The 26,339-nt window shown below is 68.8% G+C and carries 25 protein-coding genes; 24 read left to right on the forward strand and 1 reads right to left on the reverse strand.

The features are described from left to right. The first annotated feature begins 140 nt into the window (after positions 1–140). The 24 genes from rnc (at position 141) to GGQ62_RS05570 (ending at position 25,875) form a co-directional block, all read left to right on the forward strand. A complete protein-coding gene (gene rnc, locus GGQ62_RS05455) occupies positions 141–821 on the forward strand; it encodes a ribonuclease III (protein WP_152576131.1) in 681 nt (226 codons plus the stop codon). Further along, on the forward strand, positions 818–1,726 hold the full coding sequence (era, locus tag GGQ62_RS05460; protein WP_167649488.1) for a GTPase Era: 909 nt from the start codon (positions 818–820) through the stop codon (positions 1,724–1,726). The genes rnc and era overlap by 4 nt, the downstream gene beginning before the upstream one ends. Before the next feature lie 283 nt (positions 1,727–2,009). Next, positions 2,010–2,435 carry a fasciclin domain-containing protein gene (locus GGQ62_RS05465; protein ID WP_152579169.1) on the forward strand — a complete coding sequence of 142 codons (426 nt, stop codon included), beginning with the start codon at positions 2,010–2,012 and terminating at the stop codon, positions 2,433–2,435. Between the two features lie 216 nt (positions 2,436–2,651). Next, positions 2,652–3,392: a DNA repair protein RecO gene (gene recO / locus GGQ62_RS05470; RefSeq protein ID WP_152579168.1), complete on the forward strand. Its 741-nt coding sequence runs from the start codon at positions 2,652–2,654 to the stop codon at positions 3,390–3,392. 45 nt (positions 3,393–3,437) lie between these two features. Next, positions 3,438–5,711 (forward strand): DNA topoisomerase IV subunit A, encoded by a 2,274-nt coding sequence (gene parC / locus GGQ62_RS05475; RefSeq protein WP_167649489.1) that lies wholly within the window; start codon positions 3,438–3,440, stop codon positions 5,709–5,711. A gap of 185 nt (positions 5,712–5,896) precedes the next feature. Further along, positions 5,897–6,928: a class 1 fructose-bisphosphatase gene (locus tag GGQ62_RS05480; RefSeq protein WP_152579166.1), complete on the forward strand. Its 1,032-nt coding sequence runs from the start codon at positions 5,897–5,899 to the stop codon at positions 6,926–6,928. Position 6,929: 1 nt separating this feature from the next. Further along, a complete protein-coding gene (locus GGQ62_RS05485) occupies positions 6,930–7,805 on the forward strand; it encodes a phosphoribulokinase (RefSeq protein WP_152579165.1) in 876 nt (291 codons plus the stop codon). Beyond that, positions 7,805–8,899, forward strand: coding sequence for a class II fructose-bisphosphate aldolase (gene fba / locus GGQ62_RS05490; RefSeq protein ID WP_152579164.1), 1,095 nt, complete (start codon positions 7,805–7,807; stop codon positions 8,897–8,899). The genes GGQ62_RS05485 and fba overlap by 1 nt, the downstream gene beginning before the upstream one ends. Further along, positions 8,896–10,353: a form I ribulose bisphosphate carboxylase large subunit gene (locus tag GGQ62_RS05495; RefSeq protein ID WP_152579163.1), complete on the forward strand. Its 1,458-nt coding sequence runs from the start codon at positions 8,896–8,898 to the stop codon at positions 10,351–10,353. Before fba ends, GGQ62_RS05495 begins: the two co-directional genes overlap by 4 nt. Before the next feature lie 11 nt (positions 10,354–10,364). Beyond that, on the forward strand, positions 10,365–10,790 hold the full coding sequence (locus GGQ62_RS05500) for a ribulose bisphosphate carboxylase small subunit (RefSeq protein WP_152579162.1): 426 nt from the start codon (positions 10,365–10,367) through the stop codon (positions 10,788–10,790). After that, entirely contained in the window at positions 10,780–11,655 is an 876-nt protein-coding gene (gene cbbX / locus GGQ62_RS05505) for a CbbX protein (protein WP_207790547.1), read from the forward strand. Before GGQ62_RS05500 ends, cbbX begins: the two co-directional genes overlap by 11 nt. Before the next feature lie 128 nt (positions 11,656–11,783). Next, positions 11,784–12,194, forward strand: coding sequence for an NADH-quinone oxidoreductase subunit A (locus GGQ62_RS05510; protein WP_152579160.1), 411 nt, complete (start codon positions 11,784–11,786; stop codon positions 12,192–12,194). Next, the gene (locus GGQ62_RS05515) at positions 12,191–12,811 is read left to right on the forward strand and encodes an NADH-quinone oxidoreductase subunit B (RefSeq protein WP_152579159.1); all 621 of its coding nucleotides are present in this window, start codon (positions 12,191–12,193) and stop codon (positions 12,809–12,811) included. The genes GGQ62_RS05510 and GGQ62_RS05515 overlap by 4 nt, the downstream gene beginning before the upstream one ends. A gap of 2 nt (positions 12,812–12,813) precedes the next feature. After that, positions 12,814–14,577, forward strand: coding sequence for an NADH-quinone oxidoreductase subunit C/D (nuoC, locus tag GGQ62_RS05520; protein ID WP_152579158.1), 1,764 nt, complete (start codon positions 12,814–12,816; stop codon positions 14,575–14,577). Further along, on the forward strand, positions 14,574–15,080 hold the full coding sequence (nuoE, locus tag GGQ62_RS05525) for an NADH-quinone oxidoreductase subunit NuoE (RefSeq protein WP_207790546.1): 507 nt from the start codon (positions 14,574–14,576) through the stop codon (positions 15,078–15,080). The genes nuoC and nuoE overlap by 4 nt, the downstream gene beginning before the upstream one ends. Next, entirely contained in the window at positions 15,077–16,339 is a 1,263-nt protein-coding gene (locus tag GGQ62_RS05530) for a complex I 51 kDa subunit family protein (protein WP_152579157.1), read from the forward strand. The genes nuoE and GGQ62_RS05530 overlap by 4 nt, the downstream gene beginning before the upstream one ends. After that, positions 16,336–18,921 carry an NADH-quinone oxidoreductase subunit NuoG gene (nuoG, locus tag GGQ62_RS05535; RefSeq protein WP_167649490.1) on the forward strand — a complete coding sequence of 862 codons (2,586 nt, stop codon included), beginning with the start codon at positions 16,336–16,338 and terminating at the stop codon, positions 18,919–18,921. Before GGQ62_RS05530 ends, nuoG begins: the two co-directional genes overlap by 4 nt. Next, positions 18,918–19,865: an NADH-quinone oxidoreductase subunit NuoH gene (gene nuoH / locus GGQ62_RS05540; RefSeq protein ID WP_167649491.1), complete on the forward strand. Its 948-nt coding sequence runs from the start codon at positions 18,918–18,920 to the stop codon at positions 19,863–19,865. The genes nuoG and nuoH overlap by 4 nt, the downstream gene beginning before the upstream one ends. Then, positions 19,862–20,350 (forward strand): NADH-quinone oxidoreductase subunit NuoI, encoded by a 489-nt coding sequence (gene nuoI / locus GGQ62_RS05545; protein WP_152579154.1) that lies wholly within the window; start codon positions 19,862–19,864, stop codon positions 20,348–20,350. Before nuoH ends, nuoI begins: the two co-directional genes overlap by 4 nt. Beyond that, positions 20,347–20,838, forward strand: a complete 492-nt coding sequence (locus GGQ62_RS05550; RefSeq protein WP_152579153.1) for an NADH-quinone oxidoreductase subunit J — start codon at positions 20,347–20,349, stop codon at positions 20,836–20,838. The genes nuoI and GGQ62_RS05550 overlap by 4 nt, the downstream gene beginning before the upstream one ends. A gap of 5 nt (positions 20,839–20,843) precedes the next feature. Further along, a complete protein-coding gene (gene nuoK, locus GGQ62_RS05555; RefSeq protein ID WP_152579175.1) occupies positions 20,844–21,128 on the forward strand; it encodes an NADH-quinone oxidoreductase subunit NuoK in 285 nt (94 codons plus the stop codon). 4 nt (positions 21,129–21,132) lie between these two features. After that, a complete protein-coding gene (locus tag GGQ62_RS05560; protein WP_153401508.1) occupies positions 21,133–23,076 on the forward strand; it encodes an NADH-quinone oxidoreductase subunit 5 family protein in 1,944 nt (647 codons plus the stop codon). Continuing rightward, entirely contained in the window at positions 23,067–24,521 is a 1,455-nt protein-coding gene (locus GGQ62_RS05565) for a complex I subunit 4 family protein (RefSeq protein WP_152579152.1), read from the forward strand. The genes GGQ62_RS05560 and GGQ62_RS05565 overlap by 10 nt, the downstream gene beginning before the upstream one ends. A 4-nt stretch (positions 24,522–24,525) precedes the next feature. Beyond that, the gene (locus GGQ62_RS05570; RefSeq protein WP_152579151.1) at positions 24,526–25,875 is read left to right on the forward strand and encodes an NADH-quinone oxidoreductase subunit N; all 1,350 of its coding nucleotides are present in this window, start codon (positions 24,526–24,528) and stop codon (positions 25,873–25,875) included. Here GGQ62_RS05570 and GGQ62_RS05575 read toward each other — a convergent pair. Then, positions 25,872–26,339, reverse strand: coding sequence for a threonine/serine exporter family protein (locus GGQ62_RS05575; RefSeq protein ID WP_152579150.1), 468 nt, complete (start codon positions 26,337–26,339; stop codon positions 25,872–25,874). The genes GGQ62_RS05570 and GGQ62_RS05575 overlap by 4 nt on opposite strands.

A 26,339-nucleotide genomic window follows, 5' to 3' on the forward strand; every position in this document is an offset into this window, starting at 1 on the left:
ACATTGTGACAACGCCAAGTGCATTGGCGTCATTTGCCGTCGACGCGCCGCGGCTTTGTCACTTCGCGCTTGACCGCGTCGCTGCCCGGCGTCACCGACAGGCCGATGCTGATCTGTCCCGGTCTCCCCCGCGTCGTTTCATGAGCCACAGCGACGCCGACCTTGCCGACTGGGCGCGTACCCGGCTCGGCCATGATTTCACGTCGATCGCGCTGCTGCGCCGGGCGCTGACCCACAGCAGCGCCAGCAGCGGCCCGGGCAGCTACCAGCGCCTCGAATTCCTCGGCGATCGTGTCCTTGGCTGTGCCGTCGCCGCCTGGCTCTACGCCGATCACGACGAAGCCGAAGGCCGGCTGACGGCGCGCCTCCACGCCCTTGTCGAAGGGCCCGCCAACGCCGCCGTCGCGCGCAGCCTGGGCGTCACCGAACGCATCGTCATCGAACACAATGCCCGCGCCAAGGGGCTGCACCAGTCCGACAATGTGCTGGGCGACGTCGCCGAAGCCCTTGTCGCGGCGCTGTATCTGGATGGCGGCTGGGCGGTCGCCGACGCCTTTGTCCGCCGCGAATGGGCACAGCTGCTCGTCGATCGCCCGCGGCTGCTCGCCGACCCCAAGTCGCGGCTGCAGGAATGGGCGCTGAAGCGTCGCCGCGGCATGCCGGTCTATGCCGTCGTCGATCGCCAGGGCCCCGACCATGCGCCGCGCTTCACCATCGAAGTCAGCGTGCGCGGCGAAGCGCCGGCACGCGGCGAAGGATCGAACAAGCAGGAAGCGGAAAAAGCCGCCGCCGTCGCGTTGCTCGGCACAATCGGGGAATGACCATGGACACGCCTGTGCAACGCTGCGGATCGGTCGCCATCGTCGGCGCCCCCAACGCCGGCAAATCGACGCTGACCAACGCCCTTGTCGGCCAGAAGGTCGCGATCGTTTCCGCCAAGGTGCAGACGACGCGGACCCGGCTGATGGGCATTGCCGTCGATGGGTCGACGCAGCTGATGCTGATCGACACGCCGGGCATTTTCGCGCCGCGCCGCCGGCTCGATCGCGCCATGGTCCGCGCCGCCTGGGAAGGCGCGGAAGACGCCGACCTGATCGCCTTCATCGTCGATGCCAAGACCGGCTTTCGCGACGATGCGACGGCGATCCTCGAAAACCTGTCGAACCGGCCCGAACCGAAGCTGCTGGTGCTCAACAAGGTCGACATCACCGCCAAGACCCGGCTGCTCGAACTCGCCGCCCATGCCAATGCCTTTGCCGCGTTCGCCGACACGTTCTTCGTTTCGGCCGGCACCGGCGACGGCGTGGCGGAACTCAAATCGGCGCTGGCGGCGCGGATGCCCGAAGGCCCGTGGCATTTCCCCGAAGACCAGCTGACCGACGCCACCACCCGCATCATGGCCGCCGAGATCACCCGCGAGCAGCTCTACAACCAGCTCCACGCCGAACTCCCCTATGCCAGCGCCGTCGAGACCGAGAAGTGGGAGGAACGCCGCGACGGCAGCATCGCCATCCACCAGCAGATCCTCGTCGAGCGCGACACCCAGCGCGCCATCGTGCTGGGCAAGGGCGGATCGCGGCTGAAGGAGATCGGCACCACCGCCCGCGCCGGCATTTCGGAATTGACCGGCAAGAAGGTCCATCTGTTCCTGCATGTGAAGGTCAAGGAAGACTGGGCCGAGGACCGCGCTGTCTATCGCGATTCGGGGCTCGACTGGGTCGATTGAAACCGCGAGGCGGCGCGCCCGGCAAAATTTTTCTGCAATGAATGTCTTTGTTTTGTAATAACGCAACAAGTCTGTCTGCATTGCCGCAGGGCTGTCGCGGTGCTTGCCAACAACCCTGTCGGCTTCTATTTCGATATTGCAGAGACCTGATCATCACCTGTTTGGGTTTGGTGATCGGTTTTCTGCCCGTTGATTGCAGCTATTGCCAGCTATTGTCCGAATGACTTTGGAAAGTCGTTGTTGACTTTGTGCAATCGGGAATCTCCATTTCAAGGATTTGTCCATGACCGACCAGACCCATGATATCGTCGATACCGCCGTTGCGGCCGGTTCGTTCACCACGCTCGTCGCCGCTGTCACTGCTGCGGGCCTTGTCGACACGCTGAAGGGCGCTGGCCCGTTCACCGTTTTCGCACCCAGCGACGACGCCTTTGCCAAGCTGCCCGCCGGCACCGTCGAAGAACTCGTCAAGCCCGAGAACAAGGAGAAGCTGACCGCGATCCTGACCCTCCATGTGATGTCGGGCGCTGTTCACGCTGCCGATGTCGCCGGCAAGACGCTGACGCCGGCGTCGGTCAATGGTGAAGAACTCCATGTCGATGGCACCGATGGCGTCACCGTCAATGGCGCCCATGTCGTCACCGCGGACATCGCCTGCAGCAACGGCGTCATCCACGTCATCGATGCCGTGCTGCTGCCCAAGGGCTGATCCTGCCCCCGCCATGGCGGCGTTCGAACGCCCGGCCGTTGCGGCCGGGCGTTCCAGTGTTCAGAATTGCTGGCCGGCGCGGCGACCCGGGCCTGACGCTGCCTGCAGGGCGTCGTCGCTATTGCCTGCACGGCGTCACCTTCATCACCTGCAAGGCGTAACCTTGATGGCCGACTGGCCATCGCCGATCGCGCGCGACTGCGATAAGACGGTCACGTGCATCTCGATACGCCCGCCATCATTGTCGCCCTGCTGTCCCATGGCGAACACGGCGCCGTCGTGCGCTTCCTCACCCCCGACCATGGCCTGGTCGCCGGCTATGTCCGCGGCGGGCGTTCGCGGCGGCTGCGGCCGGTGCTTCAGGCTGGCAATGAAGTCGCGCTGTCGCTGCGCGCGCGGGTCGATACCCAGCTGGCGGCCGCAACCGTCGAACTCACCCGCGCCCGCGCCGCGCTGGCAACAACCGCCCAGGCGCTGGCGGTACTCGACTGGCTGACCGCGCTGACCGCGACCGCGCTGGCGCAGGAGGTGCCGCATCCGGCGCTTTACCGCACCCTCGACGCCATCATCGACGGCATCGCCGCCGGCGCCGGGCCGCTGGCGCTGGGGGAAGCGATCGTGCGCTACGAACATCTGTTGCTCGCCGAACTCGGCTTCGGGCTCGACCTGACCCGCTGCGCCGCGACCGGCACCACCGACGACCTGGTGTTCGTTTCGCCGCGCTCGCGCCAGGCGGTATCGGCCGCCGCCGGGGCGCCTTATGCCGCCCGGCTGCTGCCGCTGCCCGCCTTGCTGCGCGGCGGGCCGGTCGATGCCGAAGGCGTGCGCGCCGGCCTGACCCTTACCGGCCATTTCCTTGGCGCCGACGTCCTCGCCGGGCGCGGTACCGACATCAGCGTCGCACGCGACCGCGCCGTTGCGCGGATCGTCGCCGCCATCGCCGCGCCGCCCGCCTGACCGGCGGGTGTGGACCTGCCCTTGGCACCGGTCTATCCGGGCGCCATGGCCAGAACCACCACCAAGCTTCCGCCCGAACCGCCGCTGAATCCCCCTGGCGACCGCATTCTCGACACGCCGTTCGACACGGCACTGGGGGACCGTTACCTCGTCTATGCACTGTCGACGATCACGGCGCGCTCGCTGCCCGACCTGCGCGACGGGCTGAAGCCCGTCCACCGCCGCATCCTGTGGGGCATGCGGCTGCTGAAGCTCGATCCGGCGTCCGCCTACAAGAAATCGGCGCGCGTCGTCGGCGACGTCATGGGCAAATATCACCCGCACGGCGACCAGTCGATCTACGACGCGCTCGTCCGCCTCAGCCAGGATTTCGCGCTGCGCTACCCGCTGATCGACGGCCAGGGCAATTTCGGCAACATCGACGGCGATAACGCCGCCGCCATGCGCTATACCGAAGCCCGGCTCACCGCCGCCGCCGGCACGCTGATGGACGGGCTCGACGAGGAAAGCGTCGCCTTTCGCGCCACCTACAATGGCGAGGAGGAGGAACCCGAGGTCTTTCCCGGCCTGTTCCCCAATCTTCTGGCAAATGGCTCGTCGGGCATTGCCGTCGGCATGGCGACCAACATCCCGCCACACAACGCCGCCGAGATCCTCGATGCCGCGATGGCGCTGCTCGCCGACCCCGACCTGCCCGACGCAGCGTTGCTGCAATGGGTCAAGGGCCCGGACTTTCCGACCGGCGGCATCTGCGTCGAAGGCGCTGCCAGCATCGCCGAAAGCTATGCCACCGGCCGTGGCAGCTTCCGCCTGCGGGCGCGCTGGGAAAAGGAGGACCTGGGCCAGGGCATGTGGCGGATCGTCGTCACCGAAATCCCCTATCAGGTGGTCAAGGGCAAGCTGATCGAGGCGCTCGCCGAGCTGGTCACCGAAAAGAAGCTGCCGATCCTGGGCGACATCGACGATGAATCGGACGAACAGGTCCGCATCGTCATCGAACCGCGCTCGCGCAACGTCGACGCCGATGTGCTGATGGAAAGCCTGTTCAAGCTGACCGACCTCGAAGTCCGCATCTCGCTCAACATGAACGTCCTCGACCATGGCCGCCCCGGCGTGCTGTCGCTGAAGGCCGTCATCGCCAAATGGCTCGTCCACCAGCGCGCGGTGCTCGTCGCCCGGTCGCAATATCGGCTCGACAAGATCGAGGCGCGGCTGGAAATCCTCGGCGGCTTCCTCATCGCCTATCTCAACCTCGACGAGGTCATCCGCATCATCCGCGAGGAAGACGACCCCAAGGCGCAGCTGATCGCCACCTTCGCCCTCACCGCCACCCAGGCCGAAGCCATTCTCAACATGCGCCTGCGCTCGCTGCGCAAGCTGGAGGAAATGGAGATCGGCAAGGAAAACAAGGCACTGACGCTGGAGGCCAAGGGCCTTCGCGGCCTCATCGCCTCGCCCGCCGAACAGACCGCGCGGCTCGCCGGCGATATGTCGCGCCTGCGCGCCGTCTATGGCCCGGACACTCCGCTCGGCCGCCGCCGCACCGCCATCGCCGCCGCGCCGAACGTCAGGATGCTCAGCCTTGAAGACATGATCGACAAGGAACCGCTGACCATCATCGCCAGCCAGAAGGGCTGGGTGCGCGCCATGAAGGGCCATATCGACCTTGGCGCCGGCGACGCCATCAAGTTCAAGGAAGGCGATGGCCCGGCCCATGCCTTTCACGCCCATACCACCGACAAGATCATGGTCGCATCGTCCGACGGCCGTTTCTACACGCTCGCCCCCGACAAATTGCCCGGCGGCCGCGGCTTCGGCGAACCGCTGCGGCTGATGATCGACCTGGGCGAAGGCACCGACATCGTCGCGCTGGCGCCGTGGCGTGCCAACAGCCGGCTGCTGCTCGCCGCCAGCGACGGCCGCGGCTTCGTCGTGGAGGCCGCCGACGTGCTCGCCGAAACCCGCAAGGGCCGGCAGGTCGTCACGCCGCGCGACAAGGGCCGGCTGACCGTGGTGCGCATCATTGCGCCGGGCGACGACATGGTCGCGGTGATCGGCCAGAACCGCAAGCTGCTGGTCTTCGACCTTGCCGACCTGCCGGTGATGGCGCGCGGGCAAGGTGTCGCCCTGCAGAAATACAAGGACGGCGGCATGGCCGACGCGCGCAGCTTCGTCATGGCCGACGGGCTCAGCTGGCCGATGGGCGGCGCCGGCAACCGCACCCGCACCGAAAGCGACCTGAGCTTCTGGAAGGGGCCGCGCGGCACCGCGGGCCGCCTGCCCCCCACCGGCTTCCCGCGCGATAACCGGTTCGCCTGACCGGCGGCAGGGGCGGCGCATTGCCGCAGCCCCTGCCGCCCGCACGGCCCGGCGCCGAAACTTGATCTGCCTCAAAGTGCTGCCGGCGTCATTGCCTATGCAGGCGCCATGGCGATCCCGTCACACTGTGGTGCAAAAACACCTGCTTCCGGCCCCGCCGCCCCGGGCCCTGGTCCGGTGCCCCGATGACGGCGCCGACATTGGCCGGCTTCCTCGCGCCCTGGGCCGCCGCCGACGCGCGCAACGCCGCCGCCACCCGCGCCATCCTCGCCATCGCCGATGTCTGCGCCGTGATGCAGACGCGCGTCGCCGGCGGCGCGCTGGTCGCCGACCATGGCGCGTTGGTCGGTGACAGCCTCGATGGCGACGGCCAGAAGGCGCTCGACCAATGGGCAGACAATGCCCTTGTCGAAGCGCTGGGCGCCGCCGGCGTCGGCGCGCTGGTGTCGGAAGAACGCCCCGACGTTGTCATGCTCGGCGGGTCGGACGGTGTCGCCGTCGCCTTCGATCCGCTCGATGGCTCGTCGAACATCGCCAGCAACGGGCTGATCGGCACGATCTTCTCCGTCCTTCCCGATATCGGCGGCGCCGCCAGCTTCTTCCAGCCCGGCCGCGCCCAGGTCGCCGCCGGCTATGTGCTGTTCGGCCCGCAGACTTCGCTGGGCCTGACCATCGGCAACGGCACGCAGCTTTATGTGCTCGACCCGGTCGACCATGTCTTCCGGCTGGTCGACATCGATGTCCATGTCCCGCCGCAGACGCGCGAATATGCCATCAACGGTTCCAACCACCGCCATTGGGGCGCCACCGTGCGCGCCTATGTCGATGATTGCATCGCCGGCACCGACGGGCCGCGCGGTGCCGACACCAACACCCGCTGGGTGGCGGCGGTGGTCGCCGACGCGCATCGCATCCTCTGCCGTGGCGGCGTCTATCTCTACCCGCGCGACCTGCGGCCGGGCTATGAACAGGGCCGGCTGCGGCTGCTGTACGAAGCCAGCCCGATCGCCTTTCTGATCGAACAGGCCGGCGGCAAGGCGTTCGACGGCCGCACCCGCATCCTCGACCTGGTGCCGACCGCGATCCACCAGCGCGTGCCGCTGATCTTCGGGTCGGCCGACGAGATCGACCGCATCGCCCGCTACAAGTCCGACCCCAATCTGGTCGTCGGGCGGGCCCCGCTGTTCCACCGCCGCGGGCTGTTCAAGGGGGCCTGAGATGTCGCAGCGTCATCCGATCATCTCGGTCACCGGCTCGTCGGGCGCCGGCACGACGACGGTGAAGAACACTTTCGACACGATCTTCCGCCGCGAAGGCGTGCGCGCCGCGACGATCGAAGGCGATGCCTTCCACCGCTACAACCGCGCCGAAATGCGCGACCGGCTCGCCGAGGCCGAAGCGCAGGGCAACCGCCACCTCAGCCACTTCGGCCCGGGCGAAAACCTGTTCGCCGAACTGGAGGACACGTTTCGCAGCTATGGCGAAACCGGCAGCGGCCGCACCCGCCATTATGTCCATGACGATCGCGAGGCGGCGCTGCACGGCGTCACGCCGGGCAATTTCACCGAATGGACCGACCTGCCGGCGGGCACCGACCTGCTGTTCTATGAAGGCCTGCACGGCGCCGTCGTCACCGACAGCGTCGATATCGCCCGCCATGCCGATCTGAAGATCGGCGTCGTCCCGGTCATCAACCTCGAATGGATCCAGAAGATCCACCGCGACAGGGCCATGCGCGGCCATTCGACCGAAGCGGTGACCGACACCATCCTGCGGCGCATGCCCGACTATATCAACTTCATCTGCCCGCAGTTCACCGTCACCGACATCAATTTCCAGCGCATCCCGACGGTCGACACGTCGAACCCGTTCACGGCGCGCTGGATCCCCACACCCGACGAATCGATGGTCGTCATCCGCTTCCGCAACCCGCGCGGCATCGACTTCATGTACTTGACGGCGATGCTCCACGACAGCTTCATGAGCCGGGCGAATTCGATCGTCATTCCCGGCAACAAGCTCGATCTCGCCATGCAGTTGATCCTCACTCCGATGATTATGCGGCTGATCGACAACAAGCGAAGGATGGGCTGATGGCGCGCATCACCCTGCGGCAATTGCTCGATGACGCCGCCGAGCATGGCTATGCCGTCCCCGCCTTCAACATCAACAACATGGAACAGGGCCTGGCGATCATGGGCGCGGCGGCGGCGTGCGACGCGCCGGTGATCCTCCAGGTCAGCCGCGGCGCCCGCGCCTATGCCGGCGACATCATGCTCGAAAAGATCGTCGAGGCGCTGGAACTGATGCACCCCGACCTGCCGATGGTCGTTCACCAGGACCATGGCAACAACGTCGCCACCTGCCTGTCGGCGATCCGCCACGGCTTCACTTCGGTGATGATGGACGGGTCGCTGCAGGAAGACGCAAGGACACCGGCCAGCTATGCCTATAATGTCGGCATCACCGCGCAGGTCGCCGAACTGGCGCACATGGTCGGCGCGTCGGTCGAAGGCGAACTGGGCTGCCTCGGCAGCCTGGAAACCGGCGCCGGGGAGGCCGAGGACGGCCATGGCTTCGAAGGCACGCTGACCCGCGACAAGCTGCTGACCGACCCCGAGGAGGCGGAACGTTTCGTCCGCGCTACCGGCGTCGACGCGCTGGCGGTGGCGATCGGCACCAGCCATGGCGCCTATAAATTCACCCGCCAGCCAACCGGCGACATCCTGGCGATGGACGTCATCGCGCGCATCCACGCGCGGCTGCCCGATACCCATATCGTCATGCACGGATCGTCGACGGTGCCGCAGGAATGGCAGGACGTCTTCAACGCCCATGGCGGCGCGATGCGCCCGACCTGGGGCGTGCCGGTCGACGAGCTGGTGCGCGGCATCAAGATGGGTGTCCGCAAGATCAACATCGACACCGACCTGCGCCTCGCCGGCGCGGCCGAATTCCGCCGCATCGCGGCCACCGCGCCGGCCGAGTTCGACCCGCGCAAGTTCACCGCGGCCGCGATGACGGCGATGACGGCGATCTGCCGCGACCGGTTCGAAGCCTTTGGCACCGCCGGGCGGGCGTCGCGCATCAAGGTCATCCCCATGGCCGCCATGGCGAAACGCTACGCCAGCGGCGCGCTCGATCCCAGGGTCCGCCGGCCGGACATTGCACAGGAGACACAGGCATGAACGCATCCGCCCCGGCCGAAGGCGCCGCCCGCTACAAATCGGGCGTCATGGAATATGCCCGCATGGGCTATTGGCAACCCGATTACGAACCCCGCGCCACCGACGTCATCGCGCTGTTCCGCATTTCCCCGCAGGACGGGGTCGATGCCATCGAGGCAGCGGCGGCGGTGGCGGGCGAAAGCTCCACCGCGACCTGGACGGTGGTGTGGACGGACCGGCTGACCGCGGCCGAAAAATACCGCGCCAAGGCCTATCGCGTCGATCCGGTGCCCAACGCGCCCGGGCAATGGTTCGCCTATATCGCCTATGATCTCGACCTGTTCGAACCCGGGTCGATCGCCAACCTGACCGCCTCGATCATCGGCAATGTCTTCGGCTTCAAGCCGTTGAAAGCGCTGCGGCTGGAGGACATGCGCTTCCCGGTCGCCTATGTGAAGACCTTCGACGGGCCGCCGACCGGCATCGTCGTCGAACGCGAACGGCTCGACAAGTTCGGCCGGCCGCTGCTCGGCGCCACCATCAAGCCCAAGCTCGGCCTGTCGGGGCGCAGCTATGGCCGGGTGGTCTATGAAGGGCTGAAAGGCGGGCTCGATTTCACCAAGGACGACGAGAACATCAACTCGCAGCCGTTCATGCATTGGCGCGACCGCTTCCTCTATTGCATGGAGGCGGTGAACAAGGCGCAGGCCGCCACCGGCGAGATCAAGGGCACCTACCTCAACGTCACCGCAGCGACGATGGAGGACATGTACGAGCGCGCCGAATTCGCCAAACAGCTCGGCAGCGCCATCATCATGATCGACCTCGTCATCGGCTATACCGCCATCCAGTCGATGTCGAAATGGTGCCGCCGCAACGACATGATCCTCCACCTCCACCGCGCCGGCCATGGCACCTATACGCGGCAGAAAACGCATGGCGTGTCGTTCCGCGTCATCGCCAAATGGATGCGGCTGGCGGGTGTCGACCATATCCACGCCGGCACCATCGTCGGCAAGCTGGAGGGCGACCCCGAGACCACCAAGGGCTATTATGACGTCTGCCGGGAGACCTTCAACCCGGTCCATCTCGAACGCGGCCTCTTCTTCGACCAGGATTGGGCCAGCCTCAACGCCGTCATGCCGGTGGCATCGGGCGGCATCCACGCCGGCCAGATGCACCAGCTGCTCGACCTGCTGGGCGAAGACTGCGTCATGCAGTTCGGCGGCGGCACCATCGGCCATCCGCAGGGCATCCAGGCCGGCGCCACCGCCAACCGCGTCGCCATCGAATGCATGGTCCAGGCGCGCAACGAAGGCCGCGACATCGCCAACGAAGGGCCGGAGATCCTGCGCGACGCCGCCCGCTGGTGCGGCCCGCTCAAGGCGGCGCTGGAAACGTGGAAGGACGTGACCTTCAACTATGCCTCCACCGACACCCCCGATTACGCCCCGACCGCCACGGCGTCGGTGTAAGGAGACCGACGATGCGCATCACCCAGGGCACCTTCTCGTTCCTGACCGACCTCAGCGACACCCAAATCGCCGCCCAGGTGCAATATTGCCTCGACAAGGGCTGGGCGGTGAACCTGGAATATACCGACGACCCGCACCCACGGAACACCTATTGGGAGATGTGGGGGCCGCCGATGTTCGACATTCCCGACGCCGCCGGGGTGATGCTGGAACTCGCCGCCTGCCGCAAGGCGGTAGCCGGCACCCATTACATTCGCCTGTCGGCGTTCGACAACGCCCATGGCTGGGAATCGCTGCGCCTGTCGTTCATCACCGATCGCCCGGCGAAGGAAAGCGGCTTTGCGCTGGTGCGGCAGGAACTCGGCGGCCGTCACACGGCCTATACCACCCATGGCTATGGCACCGATCGCCCGGACGGCGCCCGCTATGAGCGATGAGACGGTCGACCTGAAGGCCGAATTCGCTGCCGCCGGATTGGGCGACGACCTCGACCAGCTCGACCGCGATCTCGTCGGCCTCGCCCCGGTCAAGGCGCGCATCCGCGAGATCGCGGCGCTGCTGCTCGTCGACCGGGTGCGCCAGCGGCTGGGCCTCGTCACCGAAGCGCCGACCCTGCACATGAGCTTCACCGGCAACCCCGGCACCGGCAAGACGACGGTGGCGCTGCGCATGGCCGGCATCCTCCACAAGCTCGGCTATCTCAGGAAAGGCCATCTCGTCTCGGTGACGCGCGATGACCTTGTCGGCCAGTATATCGGCCACACCGCGCCCAAGACGCGCGACGTGCTGAAACGCGCCATGGGCGGCGTGTTGTTCATCGACGAAGCCTATTATCTCTACCGCCCCGAAAACGAGCGCGACTATGGCCAGGAAGCCATCGAGATCCTGCTGCAGATCATGGAGAACCAGCGCGACGACCTGGTTGTCATCCTTGCCGGCTATGGCGCGCCGATGGACCGATTCTTTGCCTCCAACCCGGGCTTTCGCTCGCGCATCGCCCACCACATCGATTTTCCGGATTTCGGCGACGACGAACTGCTCGCCATCGGCGAAATCATGGTCGGCCAGCTCAACTACCGCCTCAGCCCCGCGGCGCGCGACGCGCTCGCCGACTATATCGCCCTGCGCAAGGCGCAGCCGCTGTTCGCCAATGCCCGGTCGATCCGCAATGCCCTCGACCGCGCCCGCCTGCGCCAGGCCAGCCGGCTGTTCGCCAGCCCGACCCCGGTCGCCAGCGCCGACCTTTCGGTGATCGAGGCCATCGACATCCGCGCCAGTCGGGTGTTCATGACACAGGCCTGACGTTTCGATCGCGCAATTTCCGGACGCTGTCGCCAAGCGCGCATCCGGGATTTGCCTGATAGCCACGCCGGGACGGCTGCCCATACACCCCCATGCACCGCCATGTGCCTTCTATCGACAAGGAACCGATGCCGTCTTTCGCCGCCCCTGATCTCGCTGGCATCGACCCGCGCTTTGCGCTCGCGCTGCACATCGGCATCGCGGCGCTGGTGCTGGCCATCGCGCTCGGGCTGGCGGCGTGGTTGCGGGAACCGCGGCGCGACGGGCTCGGCGTCTATGAAAGCGGCGCGCCCCCCGGCCCGGCGCGGCTGGCGCCGGTCACCGCCTCCTATGTCCTCATCGCCGTCTGCTTCATGATCTTCGATGTCGAGGCGGCGCTGCTGTTCGCCTGGGCTGGCGCGGCGCGCGAGGTCGGGCGGCCGGGCCTGGTCGCCGCGACGGTGTTCGTCGTGCTGCTGCTGGCAGCGCTCGCCTATCTCTGGGCCGATGGCGCGCTCGATACCGGCCCCGACCGCCATAAAAAGCGCCGCACGCCATGACCGCCGAACTCACTCGCCTCGCCGATGCGACGCCCGAAGGCGAAGCGATGGCGCGCAGCCAGCTGTTCACCCGGCTCGACGACCTTGTCGCCTGGTCGCGCAAGAACAGCCTGTGGCCGTTCAACTTCGGGCTGTCGTGCTGCTATGTCGAAATGGCGACGGCGCTGACTCCGGTGTTCGACCAGGCGCGCTTCGGTGCCGAAGTCATCCGCGCCACGCCGCGCCAGGCCGATTTGCTTATCGTGTCGGGCACCGTCTTCACCAAGATGGCGGTGCCGCTGAAGCGCCTTTATGAACAGATGCGCGAACCGCGCTGGGTCATTTCGATGGGTGCCTGCGCCAATTCGGGCGGCATGTACGATATCTATTCGGTCGTGCAGGGCGTCGACAGCTTCCTGCCCGTCGATGTCTATATCCCCGGCTGCCCGCCGCGCCCCGAGGCGCTGCTCGACGCGATGATCCTGCTGCAGGGCAAGATCGCCGCGGCGCCGCGCCCGCTCGGCCTCACCCTCGGCGGGCCGGCCCCGATGACGCCGGCCTTCGACCCGCCGGCCCGCCGCGACGTCCGCAGCGCCGCGCGCATGGCAGTCACCACCCTGCGCAATCCGGACGCCTGACGATGCTTGCGGAGCCTCGCGCCGACCTTTCCGACGTGCCGGCCGCGCTGCGCCAGCGCTTCGGCCCGGCGATCCTCGCCCAGCAGCCGACGGCCGAGGACTTCCCGGTGCTGTGGATCGCCCCCGAGGCCGCGCCCGCCATCCACCGCTTCCTCAAGAGCGAGATCGACCGCCCCTTCCCCCTCCTCGCCGACCTCTGGGCGATCGACGAAACGACCCGCGTCCACCGCGACGCGCAGCCCGCCTCGGGAGTCACCATCGCCAGCCACCTGATCTCGCTCGACCGCAACAGCGACATAAGGCTCAAGATCGCGTGCGATGCCGATGCGCCGCGCATGCCGTCGATCGCCGCCGTCTATCCCAACGCCGACTGGTATGAACGCGAAGCCTTCGACATGTTCGGCGTCCACTTCGACGGCCGTGACAGCCACCGCCGCATCCTGATGCCGCCGACCTGGGACGGCCACCCGCTGCGCAAGACGCACCATGCCCGCGCCACCGAAAAGCCGCCGTTCCGGATGACGCCCGAATATTTCGCGGCGGAAGAAGCCGCATCGACCTTCGACCCCGTCGCCCATGGCCTGCCGACGACGCAGGACGGCAGCGAGCTGATGCAGCTCAATTTCGGCCCGCACCATCCGTCCACCCATGGCGTCTTCAAGATCGTCCTGGGGCTCGATGGCGAAGATGTGGCCTGGGCCTGGCCCGACATCGGCTACCACCATCGCGGTGCCGAAAAGATGGCGGAGCGCCAGACCTGGCACGGCTTTCTGCCCTATACCGACCGCATCGATTACCTCGGTGGGGTGATGAGCGAGCTGCCCTATCTGATGGCGGTCGAGCGGCTGTGCGGCATCACCGTGCCACCGCGTGCCGAAACCATCCGGGTAATGCTGTGCGAGATGTTCCGCATCACCAACCACCTGCTCTTCTATGGCACGATGGCGCAGGATGTCGGCCAGATGTCGCCGGTGTTCTACATGTTCACCGATCGCGAGCGCGCCCATCGCATCATGGAGGCGATCACCGGCGCGCGGATGCACCCGGCGTTCTTCCGCATCGGCGGCGTCGCGCTCGACCTGCCGCCGGGCTGGGACACGATGATCCGCGACTTCTGCGACTGGATGCCCAAACGCCTCGACGATTACGAGACGATGGTGCTCAAGTCCGGCCTGTTCAGGGCGCGCACGGTCGGCATCGGCGCCTTCGATACCGCGACCGCGCTCGAATGGGGCACCACCGGGCCGCAGCTGCGCGCGACGGGGTGCGACTGGGACTGGCGCAAGCGCCGCCCCTATGGTGGCTATGACCAGTTCGACTTCGATGTGCCGACGGGCAATCGCGGCGATATCTTCGACCGCACGAAGGTCCGCGCCGATGAAATGCGCCAGTCGCTGCGCATCATCCGCCAGTGCCTCGACAATATGCCCGGCGGGCCGATCAAGGCCGATCACCCGCTGGCGATGCCGCCCGACCGCAATGCCATGCGCCACGACATCGAAACGCTGATCCAGCATTTCGTCAGCGTCAGCCGTGGCCTCGACGTGCCGGCCGGCGAAGCCACCGGCCAGATCGAGACGCACCGCGGCCTTACCCAATATGCCATCGTGTCGGACGGCGGGCCGACGAGCTATCGCACCCGGATCCGCACCGCGTCCTTCGCGCATCTGCAACTGCTGCCGCTGGTGGCCAAAGGCATGAGCGTCGCCGACCTTGTCGCCTATATCGCCTCCATCGATTTCGTCATGTCGGACGTCGACCGGTGAGCCTGCCCGAGCCCCTTGCAGCGGACATCCGCCACGCCGTCGCCAGCCATGCCCCCGGCGTTGGCGCCGGGTCCGACGGCAACGCCGATCCGCGCGGCGCGGTGCTCGAGGCGCTGCGGCTGGTCCAGCACGCCGAAGGCTGGGTGTCGGACTACCGCGTCGCCGATATCGCCGCGCTGCTCGGCATGACGACGGCCGAAATCGACAACCTCGCCACTTTCTACAGCCATATCTTCCGCCGCCGCGTCGGCAAGCGCCTGATCATGCTGTGCGACGGTGCCAGCTGCTACCTCAACGGCGCCGATGCGCTGCGCGATGCGGTGCAGGCGCGGCTCGGCATCGGCTTTGGCGAAACCACCCCGGACGGCGAGTTTACGCTGCTCAATGTCTGCTGCGTCGGCGGCTGCGACCGGGCGCCGGCCGCCGTCACCGGCCGCGACCGGCGCCTGTGCGGGCCGTTGGCGCCGGGCGATCTCGACGCGCTGCTGGCCGACGCCGAATGACCGGGCTGCCGCTCACCCGCCACGCCCGGCCCGACCGCCGGCCGCACAGCCTGGCCGAATGGCGCGCGCTCGGCGGCTATGACGCGGTGGCGGCGGCGCGCGCCATGGCCCCGGCCGCCGTCGTCGACATGGTCGCGGCGGCCGCGCTCAACGGGCGCGGCGGCGCCGGCTTTCCCGCGGCGACGAAGTGGCGCTTCATGCCGGCGCCCGGCACGACACCCGGCGACGGCCCCAGCTACCTCATCGTCAACGGCGACGAGATGGAGCCGGGCGCCTTCAAAGACCGGCTGTTCCTCGAAGCGCTGCCGCACCAGCTCATCGAAGGCGCGATCATCGCCGCCCATGCCATGCACGTCACCGAGGCGATCGTGCTCGTCCGCGACGCCTATCGCACCGGCATCGCCGCGATGGAGACCGCCATTGCCGAGGCCGAGGCGGCGGGCCTGCTCGGCGGGCTGCACATGCGCGTCCATGGCTCGGCCGGCCGCTATATTGTCGGCGAGGAAACAGCGCTGATCGAAGCGCTGGAGGGCAAGCGCGCGGTGCCGCGCAAGCGCCCGCCGTTTCCGGCGCAATCCGGCCTGTGGGGGCGGCCGACGACGGTCAACAATGTCGAAACCATCGCCAATGCGCCGGTCATCCTCGCCGGGGGCGCCGACGCCTTTCGCGCCCTGTCGCGCACCGGCGAAGGCGGCACGAAGCTGTTCGGCATCTCCGGCCGCGTCCACCGCCCGCAGTTGATCGAGGCGCCGATGGGGACGACGGCGCGCGAGCTGATCGACCGCTGCGGCGGCGTGTCGGGCAGCGGCGTGCTGCGCGCTTTCCAACCCGGCGGCGGCGCCAGCGGCTTTCTCGGCCCCGAACATCTCGACGTGCCGCTCGACTTCGGTCATGTCGCCGCCGCCGGATCGATGTTCGGCACCGGCACGATGATCGTCCTCGATGACAGCGCCTGCCCGATCGGCGTCGTCGCCCGCCACATGCGCTTCTATGCCCGCGAAAGCTGCGGCTGGTGCACGCCGTGCCGCGAAGGCCTGCCCTGGGCGGCGCGCATCCTCGACGCGCTGGAGGCCGGCACCGCCCGCGCCACCGACCTCGACGTGCTGCGCATGACGGCGGCCGAAGGCAGCCCGCGCGGACGCAGCTTCTGCGACCTTATGGGTGGCGCCATGCAGTCGCTCGGCTCGGCACTGGCGCGCTTCGGTGACCTTTTCGACGACCATCTGGCGCATGGCTGCACCATCGGAGCCCGGCATTGACGGCGCGCATCCATATCGACGGCCGTGCGGTGACGGTGCCGGCCGGGCGCGACCTGCTGTCGACCTGCCTCGATGCCGGCGTGGCGGTGCCGCACTTCTGCTGGCACCGCGCCATGGGGTCCGTCGGCGCCTGCCGGCTGTGCGCGGTCAAGGTTTACAACAGCCCCGATGACCCCGGCCATATCGAGATGGCGTGCATGACCGCGGTCGCCGACGGCCAGCGTATCGAGGTCGCCGATCCGGAGGCCGCCTTCTTCCGCGCCCGCGTCATCGAATGGCTGATGGTCAACCACCCGCACGATTGCGCCGTGTGCGAGGAAGGCGGCGCCTGCCAGTTGCAGGACATGACCATCGCGTCAGGTCACCACCGGCGCCGGGCAGGGCCGGAGAAGCGCACCCATCGCAACCAGTATCTGGGGCCGCTGCTGACGCATGAGATGAACCGCTGCATCGCCTGCTATCGCTGCACGCGCTTCTATCGGGACTATGCCGGCGGCCGCGATCTCGACGTCTTCGGCGCGCACGACCGCGTCTATTTCGGCCGTGCCGAGGACGGCGTTCTCGAAAGCCCGTTTGCCGGCAACCTCGACGAAGTCTGCCCGACCGGCGTCTTCAACGACAAGGGCTGGTCGAACGTCTATGCCCGGCCGTGGGACATGGCCGAAACACCATCGGTCTGCACCCATTGTTCGGTCGGCTGCAATGTCACCCTGTCGGCGCGCGCCGGGCGCCTGCGCCGTGCCATCAACCGCCGCCACGACGCGATCAACGGCGACTTCCTGTGCGATCGCGGCCGCTATGGTGCGACGTTCGCCCAGTCGCCGCGCCGGCTGGTCGATGCGCGCGCAGCCGGCCAGCCCGTCGCCGTGGCGGCAGCGCTCGATCGTGTCGCAGCGCTGCTGGCACAGGGTCCGGCCATCGGCATCGGCTCACCCCGCGCCTCGCTGGAGGCCAATTATGCGCTGCGCCGGCTGGTCGGGCCGGATCGCTTCTTCGCCGGCGTCAGCGACAGCGAGACGGCGCTGGTCGATCGCATCGCCGCGCAGCTCGCCGGGGCGGCGCAGATCGCCAGCCTCGCCGATATCGAAACCGCCGATGCCGCGCTGGTTCTGGGCGAGGACCTGACCGGCACCGCCCCGCGCGCCGCGCTTTCGCTGCGCCAGATGGCGCGCGGCGCCGAGCGCGACCTGGCGGCGCAAAAAGGCGTGCCGGCGTTCCTCGACAGCGCCGTCCGCGTCGCCGGCGAGGGCCGCCGTTCGCCGATCACGCTGGTGACGCCGCTGCCCGACGCCCTCGACTCCATTGCCGCCCTGCCGCTGCGCCGCACGCCGGACGCCATCGCCGCCTTCGGCCATGCGGTGGCGGCCGCCATCGGCGGTGCGCCGGCCGCCGATGCGGACGTCGCCGCGACCGCGGCCGCGCTTGCCGGGGCCGCCGCGCCGCTGGTCATCGCCGGCGCCGGCCTCGGCGACATCGCCATCATCGACGCAGCCGCGGCGGTCGCCGCCGCGCTCGGGGCCCGCGCCCGGCTGGCGCTGTTCCCGCCCGAAACCAATTCGCTCGGGCTTTCGCTGCTCGGCGCGCTGCCGTTGTGCGATCGGCCCGCCAACGCCGGGACGGTGATCGTCCTCGAGAACGACCTTTTCGCGCGCTGCGACCCAGCGCAGGTCGATGCGCTGTTCGCCGGCCGCACCGTCATCGCGCTCGATTGCATCGACACCGCGACCACCGGGCGTGCCGACATCGTGCTTCCCGTCGCCAGCATCGCCGACGCCGCCGGCACCTTCATCAACCACGAAGGCCGCGCCCAACGCGCCTTCGCCGCCATCGCCGATGGCCCGCCGGCGGCGTGGCGCATGCTGGCGGCATTGGGCGCGGTGTCACGCGACACAAACCAAATCCGCTCATCCCGAGCGTCCCTCGACTTCGCTCGGGATGAGCGGGAGGGTGGAGCCGCGCTGCAAACCCGTCGGGCAGCCGAGCCCGACCTCGACAGCCTGCTCGCCGCGCTGGTCCACGATTGCCCGCACCTCGCCGCCGTCCTGGACGCCGCCCCCGGCGCCGGCTTCACCACCGCCGTCGGCCGCATCGCCCGCGCCCCGGCACGTTTTTCCGGTCGCACCGCATCGGACCGCGCCGGCCGCATCGGCGATGCCACGCCGCCCACCGACCCCGATTCCCCCTTCAGCTGGACGATGGAAGGCGCGGCGTTCGAATCGCTGCCGCAAATGCTGTTCGCCGGCGCGCCGGTGATCGTCGCCGGCAGTCACCCGGCCCCGGTCGCTGTTGCGCCACCCCCACCGTCCGGCAGCGGCCTGCGCCTCATCCCGCTTCACGATCCCTTCCGCGGCGGAGAGACCGACCAGGCCAGCTCCATCCTCGCCGCCCGGGCGCCCGCACCGCGCCTGCTGCTCCACCCCGCCGACGCCGCTGCGCTGGGCCTGTCCGCCGGTGACCCCGTGTCGGCCGATGGCGCCCCCGCGCCGGCCCTCACGCTCGACCCCGCCATGCCCCGCGGTCACGTCGGGCTGACCACCCGCCACACCAGCCCGCGCCGCATCCGGCTGGAGGGCCGGCCATGATCGCGGCCTGGCCCGTCCTGCTGTTCTCGCTCGTCCTCGTGGCGGCGCTGCTGGTCGCCGCCGGGGTGTTCACCTGGGTCGAACGCCGCGTCCTGGGGTTCATGCAGGAACGGCTTGGCCCCAACCGCGTCGGACCGTTCGGCTTCCTGCAATGGGTCGCCGACACCATCAAGCTGCTGACCAAGGAAGACGCGCCGCCGCAGGGCGCCGATGCCGCCGCCTTCCGCCTCGCCCCGGCGCTCGCCGCGCTGCCGACACTCGCCGGCTTCGGCGTGGTCGCCTTCGGCAATGGCCTTGCCGTCGCGCCGCTCGACATGGGGCTGGTGTTCATCATCGGCATGCTGGCGCTGACCGTCTATGCGCTGGTGCTCGGTGCCTGGGCATCGCGCAACCGCTATGCGCTGCTCGGCGGCCTGCGCGCCGCGGCGCAGATGCTCGCCTATGAGGCGTTTCTCGGCCTGTCGCTGATGGGGGTGGTGGTGCTGGCGGGCAGCTTTGCCCTGGCCGACATCGTCGCTGCCCAGCAGGGCCTGTGGTTCATCATCGTCCAGCCGATCGGCGCGGTGCTGTTCTTCATCGCCGCGCTCGCCGCTGCCCACCGGCTGCCGTTCGACCTGCAGGAGTCGGAAAACGACCTCGTCGCCGGCTTCATGACCGAATATTCGGGGATGTCGTTCGCGCTGTTCTTCCTTGGCGAATATGTCGCCGTGCTGCTGGTGTGCGCGCTGGCGGTGACGCTGTTCTTCGGCGGCTGGCTGGGTCCCGTGCTGCCCGGCCCGGTTTGGTTCGGGCTCAAGGTCAGCCTGCTCGCCTTCGTCTTCATCTGGGTCCGCGCCGCGCTGCCGCGCCCGCGTTATGACCAGCTCATCGCCTTTGCCTGGAAATTCGCGCTGCCGCTGGCGCTGGCCAATCTGCTCGTCACCGGCTGGCTGGTGGTGGCATGATCGGCATGCTCAAATCGCTGTGGGCGGTCGGCCGCAAGCTGCTGGCACCAACCCAGACGCAGCTGTACCCCGAAGAACAGCCGCTGCTGGCACCGCGCTATCGCGGCCGCATCATCCTCTCGCGCGATCCCGATGGCGCCGAACGCTGCGTCGCATGCAACCTGTGCGCGGTCGTCTGCCCGGTCGATTGCATCGAGGTCGTCAAGGCCGAGACGGTGGAGGGTCGCTGGTACCCCGAAACCTTCCGTATCAACTTCGCGCGCTGCATCTTCTGCGGCCTGTGCGAGGAAGCCTGCCCCACCGCCGCCATCCAGCTGACGCCCGATTTCGAGCTTGCCGACTATGCCCGGGCGTCGCTGGTCTATGACAAGCCCGACCTGCTGATCGCCGGCACCGGCAAATATCCGGGCTATCGCTACTGGGATGTCGCCGGCAAGGCGCAACCCGCGCCGCCGAGTGTCGATGTGAAGGGGCTGGAGCCATGAACGGCTTCGTCCTCTGGGCCGGTGCCACGGCGCTGCTGGCGGCGCTGATGACGGTGACGCGCACCACCATCGTCCATGCGCTGATGTATCTGGTCGCCATGCTGCTGGCACTGGCGGCGATGTTCTTCGCGCTCGGCGCGAGCTTTGCCGGGGCGCTGCAGATCCTCGTCTATGCCGGCGCCATCGTCGCGGTGTTCGTCTTCGTCGTCATGACAGTGGAGGCCGGACCCGCCATCGCGGCGCAGGAGCGCGCGCGCCTGCGGGGTGCCTGGCGCGGGCCGGCGCTGCTGGTCGCGCTGCTGCTGGTGCCGCTGCTGGCTGGCCTTGTCCCCGGCACCGCCGCTGCCCTGCCGGTTTCCGCCAAGGCGGTCGGCGCGCTGCTGTTCGGCCCCTGGGCGCTGGCGGTGGAACTGGCGTCGTTCCTGCTGCTGGCGGCGCTGCTCGGCGCCCGCCACCTTGCCCGCCGCACGCCGGAGGATGGCCAGTGACCGCCATGCTCGCCATTGCGGCGGCCTTGTTCGCCATCGGGCTGTTCGGCGTCATGGCGCGGCGCGGCGTGCTGTTCCAGCTGCTGTCGCTCGAAATCATGCTGTCGGGCCCGGCACTGGCCTTTGTTGCCGCCGGCAGCGCCCGCGGCGACCCCCAGGGCCAGGGCATGTTCATCCTCATCCTCGTGCTGGCGGCGGCCGAAGTCGCCATCGGCCTGTCGCTCTATTTGCGGCTGTCGCGCATCGCCGATGTGACCGACAGCGATTCGATCAGCGACCTGCAGGGCTGATCGCATGATCCCGGCGCTGACCATCTTCCACCTGCTGCTGTTCGTGCCGGCCCCGGCGCTGGCGGCGTTCCTCGTCCTGGGGCTGGCGCCGGTCTATCTGTCGCGTCGCTTCGTCATGGTCGTCGCCGTCATCGGCGGCGTGCTGCCGCTGCTGCTGATGGCGGGCATGGCATCGCTGTGCCTGTCGGGCCAGTGCCAGGGCGTTGCCCCCATCTTCGACCTGATGGTCGGGCCGGCGCATGTCGACCTGGCGCTGCTGCTCGATCCGCTCAGCACCGTCGTCGGCATGACGGTGACGCAGATCGGCGCCTGCGTGATGGTCTATTCGGTCGATTACATGGCCGGCGCCAAGACGAGCGACCTGCGGCGCTTCTTTGCGCTGATGAACCTGTTCCTTGCCGCCATGCTGACGATGGTGCTCGCCGGCGATTCCATCCTCTACTTCCTTGGCTGGGAGTTGATGGGCATGTGCAGCTTCTTCCTCATCGCCTATAATATCGGTTCGTCGCGGGCGATCGCTGCCGGGCGCAAGGCCTTCATCATGTCGCGCATCGCCGATGCGCTGCTGCTCGCCGGGCTGCTGCTGCTGTTCATCGCCGCCGGATCGGTGCGGATCGAAGCGCTGATCCCGGCCGGGCTCGCCTTGCCGCCACAGCAACGCACGATCATCGCCGCCATGCTGCTCGGCGGTGCGCTCGGCAAATCGGCGCAGCTGCCCTTCCACACCTGGCTGCCGTCGGCGATGGCGGGGCCGACGCCGGTCTCCGCGCTGCTCCATTCCGCCACCATGGTCGCCGCCGGTGCCTATCTGATGGCGCGCTTTGCGCCGCTGCTCGCCGAAGCGCCCGGCGTGATGATGGCAATGGCGATCGGCGGTGCCGCCACGGCGCTGTTCGGCGCCTTCACGGCGCTGTTCCAGAATGATGTGAAGCGGTTGCTGGCGTTCTCCTCGATCAGCCAGATCGGCTTCATGCTGCTGGCGCTGGGGGTCGGCTCGCCGGCGGCGGCGATGGCGCATTTCGTCATCCATGCGCTGTTCAAGTCGCTGTTGTTCCTGTCCGCCGGCGACATGGCGCACAGCGCCGGCGACGACACCTCGATCGCGGCGATGCGCGGCGCCGCCAAACGCCGCCCGCTGGCCTTTGCCACCTTTGCCGCCGGCGCTGCCTCGCTGTCGGGCCTGCCGCTGGTCACCGCCGGCTGGTGGTCGAAGGAGGAAATCCTCGATGCGGCGCTGGCGTCCGATCCGCTCGGGCCGCTGCTGTGGGGCGCCGCGCTGCTGTCGGCGGTGCTGACCGCGACCTATGCCTTCCGCCCGGTGCTGGCGGCGTTGCAGCCCGGCGCGGTGGAGGCGCATCCGCATCCAACCGGGCCGGCGACGGCGGTGCCGCTGGTGCTGCTCGCCATCGGCGCGATCACCGGCGGGCTGCTGGTCGGGCCGATCATCCACCTGCTCGGTGGCGTCCACCCCGAAATGCCGGCGTTCACCATGTTGATCGCGGCGGCAGCGCCGCTGACCGGGCTGGCGTTCTCGGTCGCCATCACCCGCATTCCGGCGCTGGCGCAGCGTGTCGCCACGGCGCGCCATCTGCGCCAGGGCCTGCGCATCGACGTGCGCTACCATGTCTGGTTCGTCCAGCCGTTCCAGCGACTGGTGCAGCGCCTCAGCGGCGCCCGCGGCCATCGCCCCGATCCGTTCGGCGCGCTGCCGGTGCGGCTGGTGCTGTGGCTGAAACGCCAGGCGATCGATCGCTTCACCCGCGATGGCTTCGACCGGCTGTGGATGGGCCTGGCCGCCACGGCGCCGCCGCTGTGGGCCGCGGCGCGCCGCAGCCAGACCGGCCGCGTCCGCCATTCGGTGATGGCGATGACGGCCGGCGCGGCGGCGCTGCTGGTGCTCGCCCTGATGACCACGAGACCGACGATGGGAATGACGACGTGGCCCTGATTGCGATGATCCTGCTGCCGCTGCTCGGCGGCTGCGCCGCACTGTTCGCGGCGCGCCTCGGCCGCAATGCCGAACGCTGGCTGTCGGTACTGGTGCTGATCGCCGGGCTGGCGGCGTTGGTTTCCGCCATCGTCGATGGCGGCGGGGATGGCCGCTGGCTGGCGATCTCGCGCACCCCCTGGGCGCCGGCGATGGGCGTGCAACTGCTGTTCGCCATGGATGGCCTGTCGGCGGCGATGCTCGCCATCTCGCTCGGCCTCGGGCTGATCGCGGTGTTCGTGTCGTGGAAGACGCAAGCCAATTCCGGCCTGTTCCACGCCGCGCTGCTGTGGACGGTGGCGGCGTCGAACGGCGTCTTCCTGACGTTCGACCTGCTCGTGCTGGCGTTCTTCTGGGAGCTGATGGTCGTCCCCAGCTTCCTGCTCATCGCGCTCTGGGGCCATGGCGAACGCGAAGCCGCGGCGATGAAATTCCTCATCTTCAACGCCGTTGCCGGGCTGGGGCTGCTGGCGGCGGTGTTCTGGATGGCGGCCACCGCGCCGGTGATCACCTTCGACGCCTTTGTCCTGGCCGGCAGCGGCATCGCGCCGGCGGCGCAGGTCTGGCTGCTCGGCGGCTTCGCGCTGGCCTTCATCGTCAAGCTGGCGGTGCCGCCGTTCCACGCCTGGCTGCCCGATGCCCATACCCAGGCGCCGACGGCGGGGTCCATCCTGCTGGCCGGGCTGTTGCTCAAGACCGGCGCCTATGGCCTGTTCCGCTTCCCGCCGCTGCTGTTTCCGGACGGCTATCTGGTGCTGGCACCCTGGGGGCTGGCGCTGGGCAGCTTCGGCGCGCTCTATGGCGCGGTCATGGCCTGCGGGCAGACCGACGCCAAGCGGCTCGTCGCCTATACGTCGGTCGCGCACATGAGCATCGTGTTGATGGGCATTTGCGGCGGCGTCCACTTCGCGCTGATGGGCGCCGCCATCGAAATGGTCGCCCATGCCTTTTCGGCGTCGGCGCTGTTCCTGCTCATCGGCGCAGTGTACGACCGTGTCGGCACGCGCGACCTGCGCGAACTCGGCGGGTTGCAACGCACCGCGCCGCGCTTTGCCGCCGCCTTTGCATTGTTCTTCGCTGCCGTGCTGGCGATGCCGGGCACCGCCAACTTCCTCGGCGAAGCGCTGGTCATCACCGGCATGTTCCAGGTCAACTGGGTGTTCGCCGCCATCGCGCTGGCAGCGCTCGTCGTCTCGGTCGTCTATGCGACGCGATTGCTCAAGGAGATCGTCTTCGGCGAACCCCAGGCGCGGCCGATCACCGTCGACCTGTCGGCGCGCGAACTGGCGCTGGTCGTCGTGCTCGGCACCTGCACCATCTGGTTCGGGCTGCTGCCGCAACTGCTGATGGTGCCGATGGCCCCGGCGGTCGAAGCCGCCATCGCCGCCATCGACGCGGCGCGGTGACACGATGCTGACTTCGGGGCTCGTCCCGCTCGCCATCATCGGGCTGACGGCGGTGCTGGCGATGCTGCTGGCGCCGCGGTTCGGCGCCGCAACCGTCCGCGCCGCCGCCGCCACGGGGCTTGTGCTGGCGGCGATCGCGGTCATCGCCCGGATCGCGGCACCCGAAGCGCCGGCGCCGCCGCTGTTCGCCGACGATGGCCTGGCGCGGTTCGGCACGCTGCTTGCCAGCCTGTCGGGCCTTGCCGTGCTCGGCTTCCTGCGCGGGCATCCGGCGGCAAAGGAAGGCCCGGCGCTGGTCTGCATCGTCGCGCTGGGCGCCGCCGCGCTGGCGTCGGCCACCCATGTCGCCAGCCTGTTCCTGTCGCTCGAAATCATCTCGCTGGCGTTGATCGGGCTGTTCGTGCTGCCGTTGACGCGCGGCGCGCTGGAGGCGGGGTACAAGTTCCTGCTGCCAGGAGCCGCCGGATCGGCGGCGCTGCTGCTCGGCGCCGCCTTTGCCTATGCGGACAGCGGCCGGCTCGATTTCACCGCCTGGCACGGGCCGTCGCTGCTGGCGGGCTTTGCCACGGCGCTGCTGCTCGTCGGCCTCGGCTTCAAACTGTCGCTGGTGCCGTTCCACGTCTGGGCGCCGGACATTTATGATGGCGCGCCGCCGGCCGCCGCCGCAATCGCCGGGTCGGCCGCCAAGGCCGGTGTCGTCATCGCCATCCTGCGCATCGATGCCGGCCTGCCGGCGCAGCCGGTCTGGCACATGGGGCTGGCGGCGCTCGCCACCGCCTCCATCCTGCTCGGCAATCTGGCGGCGCTGCGGCAACCGTCGCTGTCGCGGATGATCGGCTATTCCTCGGTCGCCCATTCGGGCTATCTCGCCGCGATGATCGTCTGCGGCGCCGCGCAGGCCCCGGCGGCGATCCTGTTCTATCTCGCCGCCTATGTCCCCGCCGTTGTCGCCGCGCTGTGCGTTGCGGCCAGCCTCGGCACGCCGGCGACCATTGCCAGCCTGCGCGGGCTTGCCTGGCGCCGGCCGCTGGCGGGCGGGGTGCTGGCGCTGGCGCTGGTCTCGCTCGCCGGCCTGCCGGTGGCGATCGGCTTCCTCGCCAAGCTGCTGCTGCTCGAAGCCCTGATGCGATCGGGCGCCTGGGGTCTGTTCGGCGCGGTCATCATCGGCTCGGGGCTGGGCCTGTATGTCTATTTCCGCTTCTTCACGGCGCTGTTCGTCCGTGACGACCCGCTGCCGGCACCCCGGCTGCGGCGGCCCGAACATGCCGTGCTGCTGCTGTGCGGCGCCATGCTGCTGATCCTGGGCCTGTATCCGGCGCCCCTGCTTGATTATCTGGCGCTTGCGGCGGGTTAGAAATCGCGGTTGCCGAGCAGCTGCGTGGTGATCGTCAGCCCGGTGCCGATGGCGCCAAGGGTGAAGGCGACGCGCAGCAGATATTCCAGCGTGGTCGCCACCGTGACCATCGATACGTCGCCCGAGGCGCCCGACGACAGCGCGAACATTCCCAGGATCGCCTTGGCGGCAAAGCTGCCCGGCACCATCGGAATGCACCCCGCCACCGCCAGCGCGTTGCGCGCCGGGCCCAACAGGCCGCGCAGCACCCGCACCCCGAAGCCGAGCACCACCGCCGCCGCGAACGACGCCGCCTCCAGCGACACGCCGGCGTCCATCGCCAGTGTGCGCGTCGCCAGCGCCAGCGCACCGGCCGCGGCGCACCAGCCGAGATCCCGCCAGCCGAAGTTGAACAACACGCCGAAGCCCCAGGCGGCGATTCCGCCGAACGCCATGTTCTGCAACAGTTGCCCCAAATCGCTCAT

Origin of the sequence: Polymorphobacter fuscus (assembly GCF_011927825.1) — a bacterium.
Classification (GTDB): domain Bacteria; phylum Pseudomonadota; class Alphaproteobacteria; order Sphingomonadales; family Sphingomonadaceae; genus Sandarakinorhabdus; species Sandarakinorhabdus fusca.

What these genes read in the sequence shown, in the direction of transcription:
- rnc (WP_152576131.1), top strand. Translation starts at nt 141, where the DNA reads ATGAGCCACAGCGACGCCGACCTTGCCGACTGGGCGCGTACCCGGCTC.
- era (WP_167649488.1), top strand. Translation starts at nt 818, where the DNA reads ATGACCATGGACACGCCTGTGCAACGCTGCGGATCGGTCGCCATCGTC.
- GGQ62_RS05465 (WP_152579169.1), top strand. Translation starts at nt 2,010, where the DNA reads ATGACCGACCAGACCCATGATATCGTCGATACCGCCGTTGCGGCCGGT.
- parC (WP_167649489.1), top strand. Translation starts at nt 3,438, where the DNA reads ATGGCCAGAACCACCACCAAGCTTCCGCCCGAACCGCCGCTGAATCCC.
- GGQ62_RS05480 (WP_152579166.1), top strand. Translation starts at nt 5,897, where the DNA reads ATGACGGCGCCGACATTGGCCGGCTTCCTCGCGCCCTGGGCCGCCGCC.
- GGQ62_RS05485 (WP_152579165.1), top strand. Translation starts at nt 6,930, where the DNA reads ATGTCGCAGCGTCATCCGATCATCTCGGTCACCGGCTCGTCGGGCGCC.
- fba (WP_152579164.1), top strand. Translation starts at nt 7,805, where the DNA reads ATGGCGCGCATCACCCTGCGGCAATTGCTCGATGACGCCGCCGAGCAT.
- GGQ62_RS05495 (WP_152579163.1), top strand. Translation starts at nt 8,896, where the DNA reads ATGAACGCATCCGCCCCGGCCGAAGGCGCCGCCCGCTACAAATCGGGC.
- GGQ62_RS05500 (WP_152579162.1), top strand. Translation starts at nt 10,365, where the DNA reads ATGCGCATCACCCAGGGCACCTTCTCGTTCCTGACCGACCTCAGCGAC.
- cbbX (WP_207790547.1), top strand. Translation starts at nt 10,780, where the DNA reads ATGAGCGATGAGACGGTCGACCTGAAGGCCGAATTCGCTGCCGCCGGA.
- GGQ62_RS05510 (WP_152579160.1), top strand. Translation starts at nt 11,784, where the DNA reads ATGCCGTCTTTCGCCGCCCCTGATCTCGCTGGCATCGACCCGCGCTTT.
- GGQ62_RS05515 (WP_152579159.1), top strand. Translation starts at nt 12,191, where the DNA reads ATGACCGCCGAACTCACTCGCCTCGCCGATGCGACGCCCGAAGGCGAA.
- nuoC (WP_152579158.1), top strand. Translation starts at nt 12,814, where the DNA reads ATGCTTGCGGAGCCTCGCGCCGACCTTTCCGACGTGCCGGCCGCGCTG.
- GGQ62_RS05530 (WP_152579157.1), top strand. Translation starts at nt 15,077, where the DNA reads ATGACCGGGCTGCCGCTCACCCGCCACGCCCGGCCCGACCGCCGGCCG.
- nuoH (WP_167649491.1), top strand. Translation starts at nt 18,918, where the DNA reads ATGATCGCGGCCTGGCCCGTCCTGCTGTTCTCGCTCGTCCTCGTGGCG.
- nuoI (WP_152579154.1), top strand. Translation starts at nt 19,862, where the DNA reads ATGATCGGCATGCTCAAATCGCTGTGGGCGGTCGGCCGCAAGCTGCTG.
- GGQ62_RS05550 (WP_152579153.1), top strand. Translation starts at nt 20,347, where the DNA reads ATGAACGGCTTCGTCCTCTGGGCCGGTGCCACGGCGCTGCTGGCGGCG.
- nuoK (WP_152579175.1), top strand. Translation starts at nt 20,844, where the DNA reads ATGCTCGCCATTGCGGCGGCCTTGTTCGCCATCGGGCTGTTCGGCGTC.
- GGQ62_RS05560 (WP_153401508.1), top strand. Translation starts at nt 21,133, where the DNA reads ATGATCCCGGCGCTGACCATCTTCCACCTGCTGCTGTTCGTGCCGGCC.
- GGQ62_RS05570 (WP_152579151.1), top strand. Translation starts at nt 24,526, where the DNA reads ATGCTGACTTCGGGGCTCGTCCCGCTCGCCATCATCGGGCTGACGGCG.
- GGQ62_RS05575 (WP_152579150.1), bottom strand. Translation starts at nt 26,339, where the DNA reads ATGAGCGATTTGGGGCAACTGTTGCAGAACATGGCGTTCGGCGGAATC.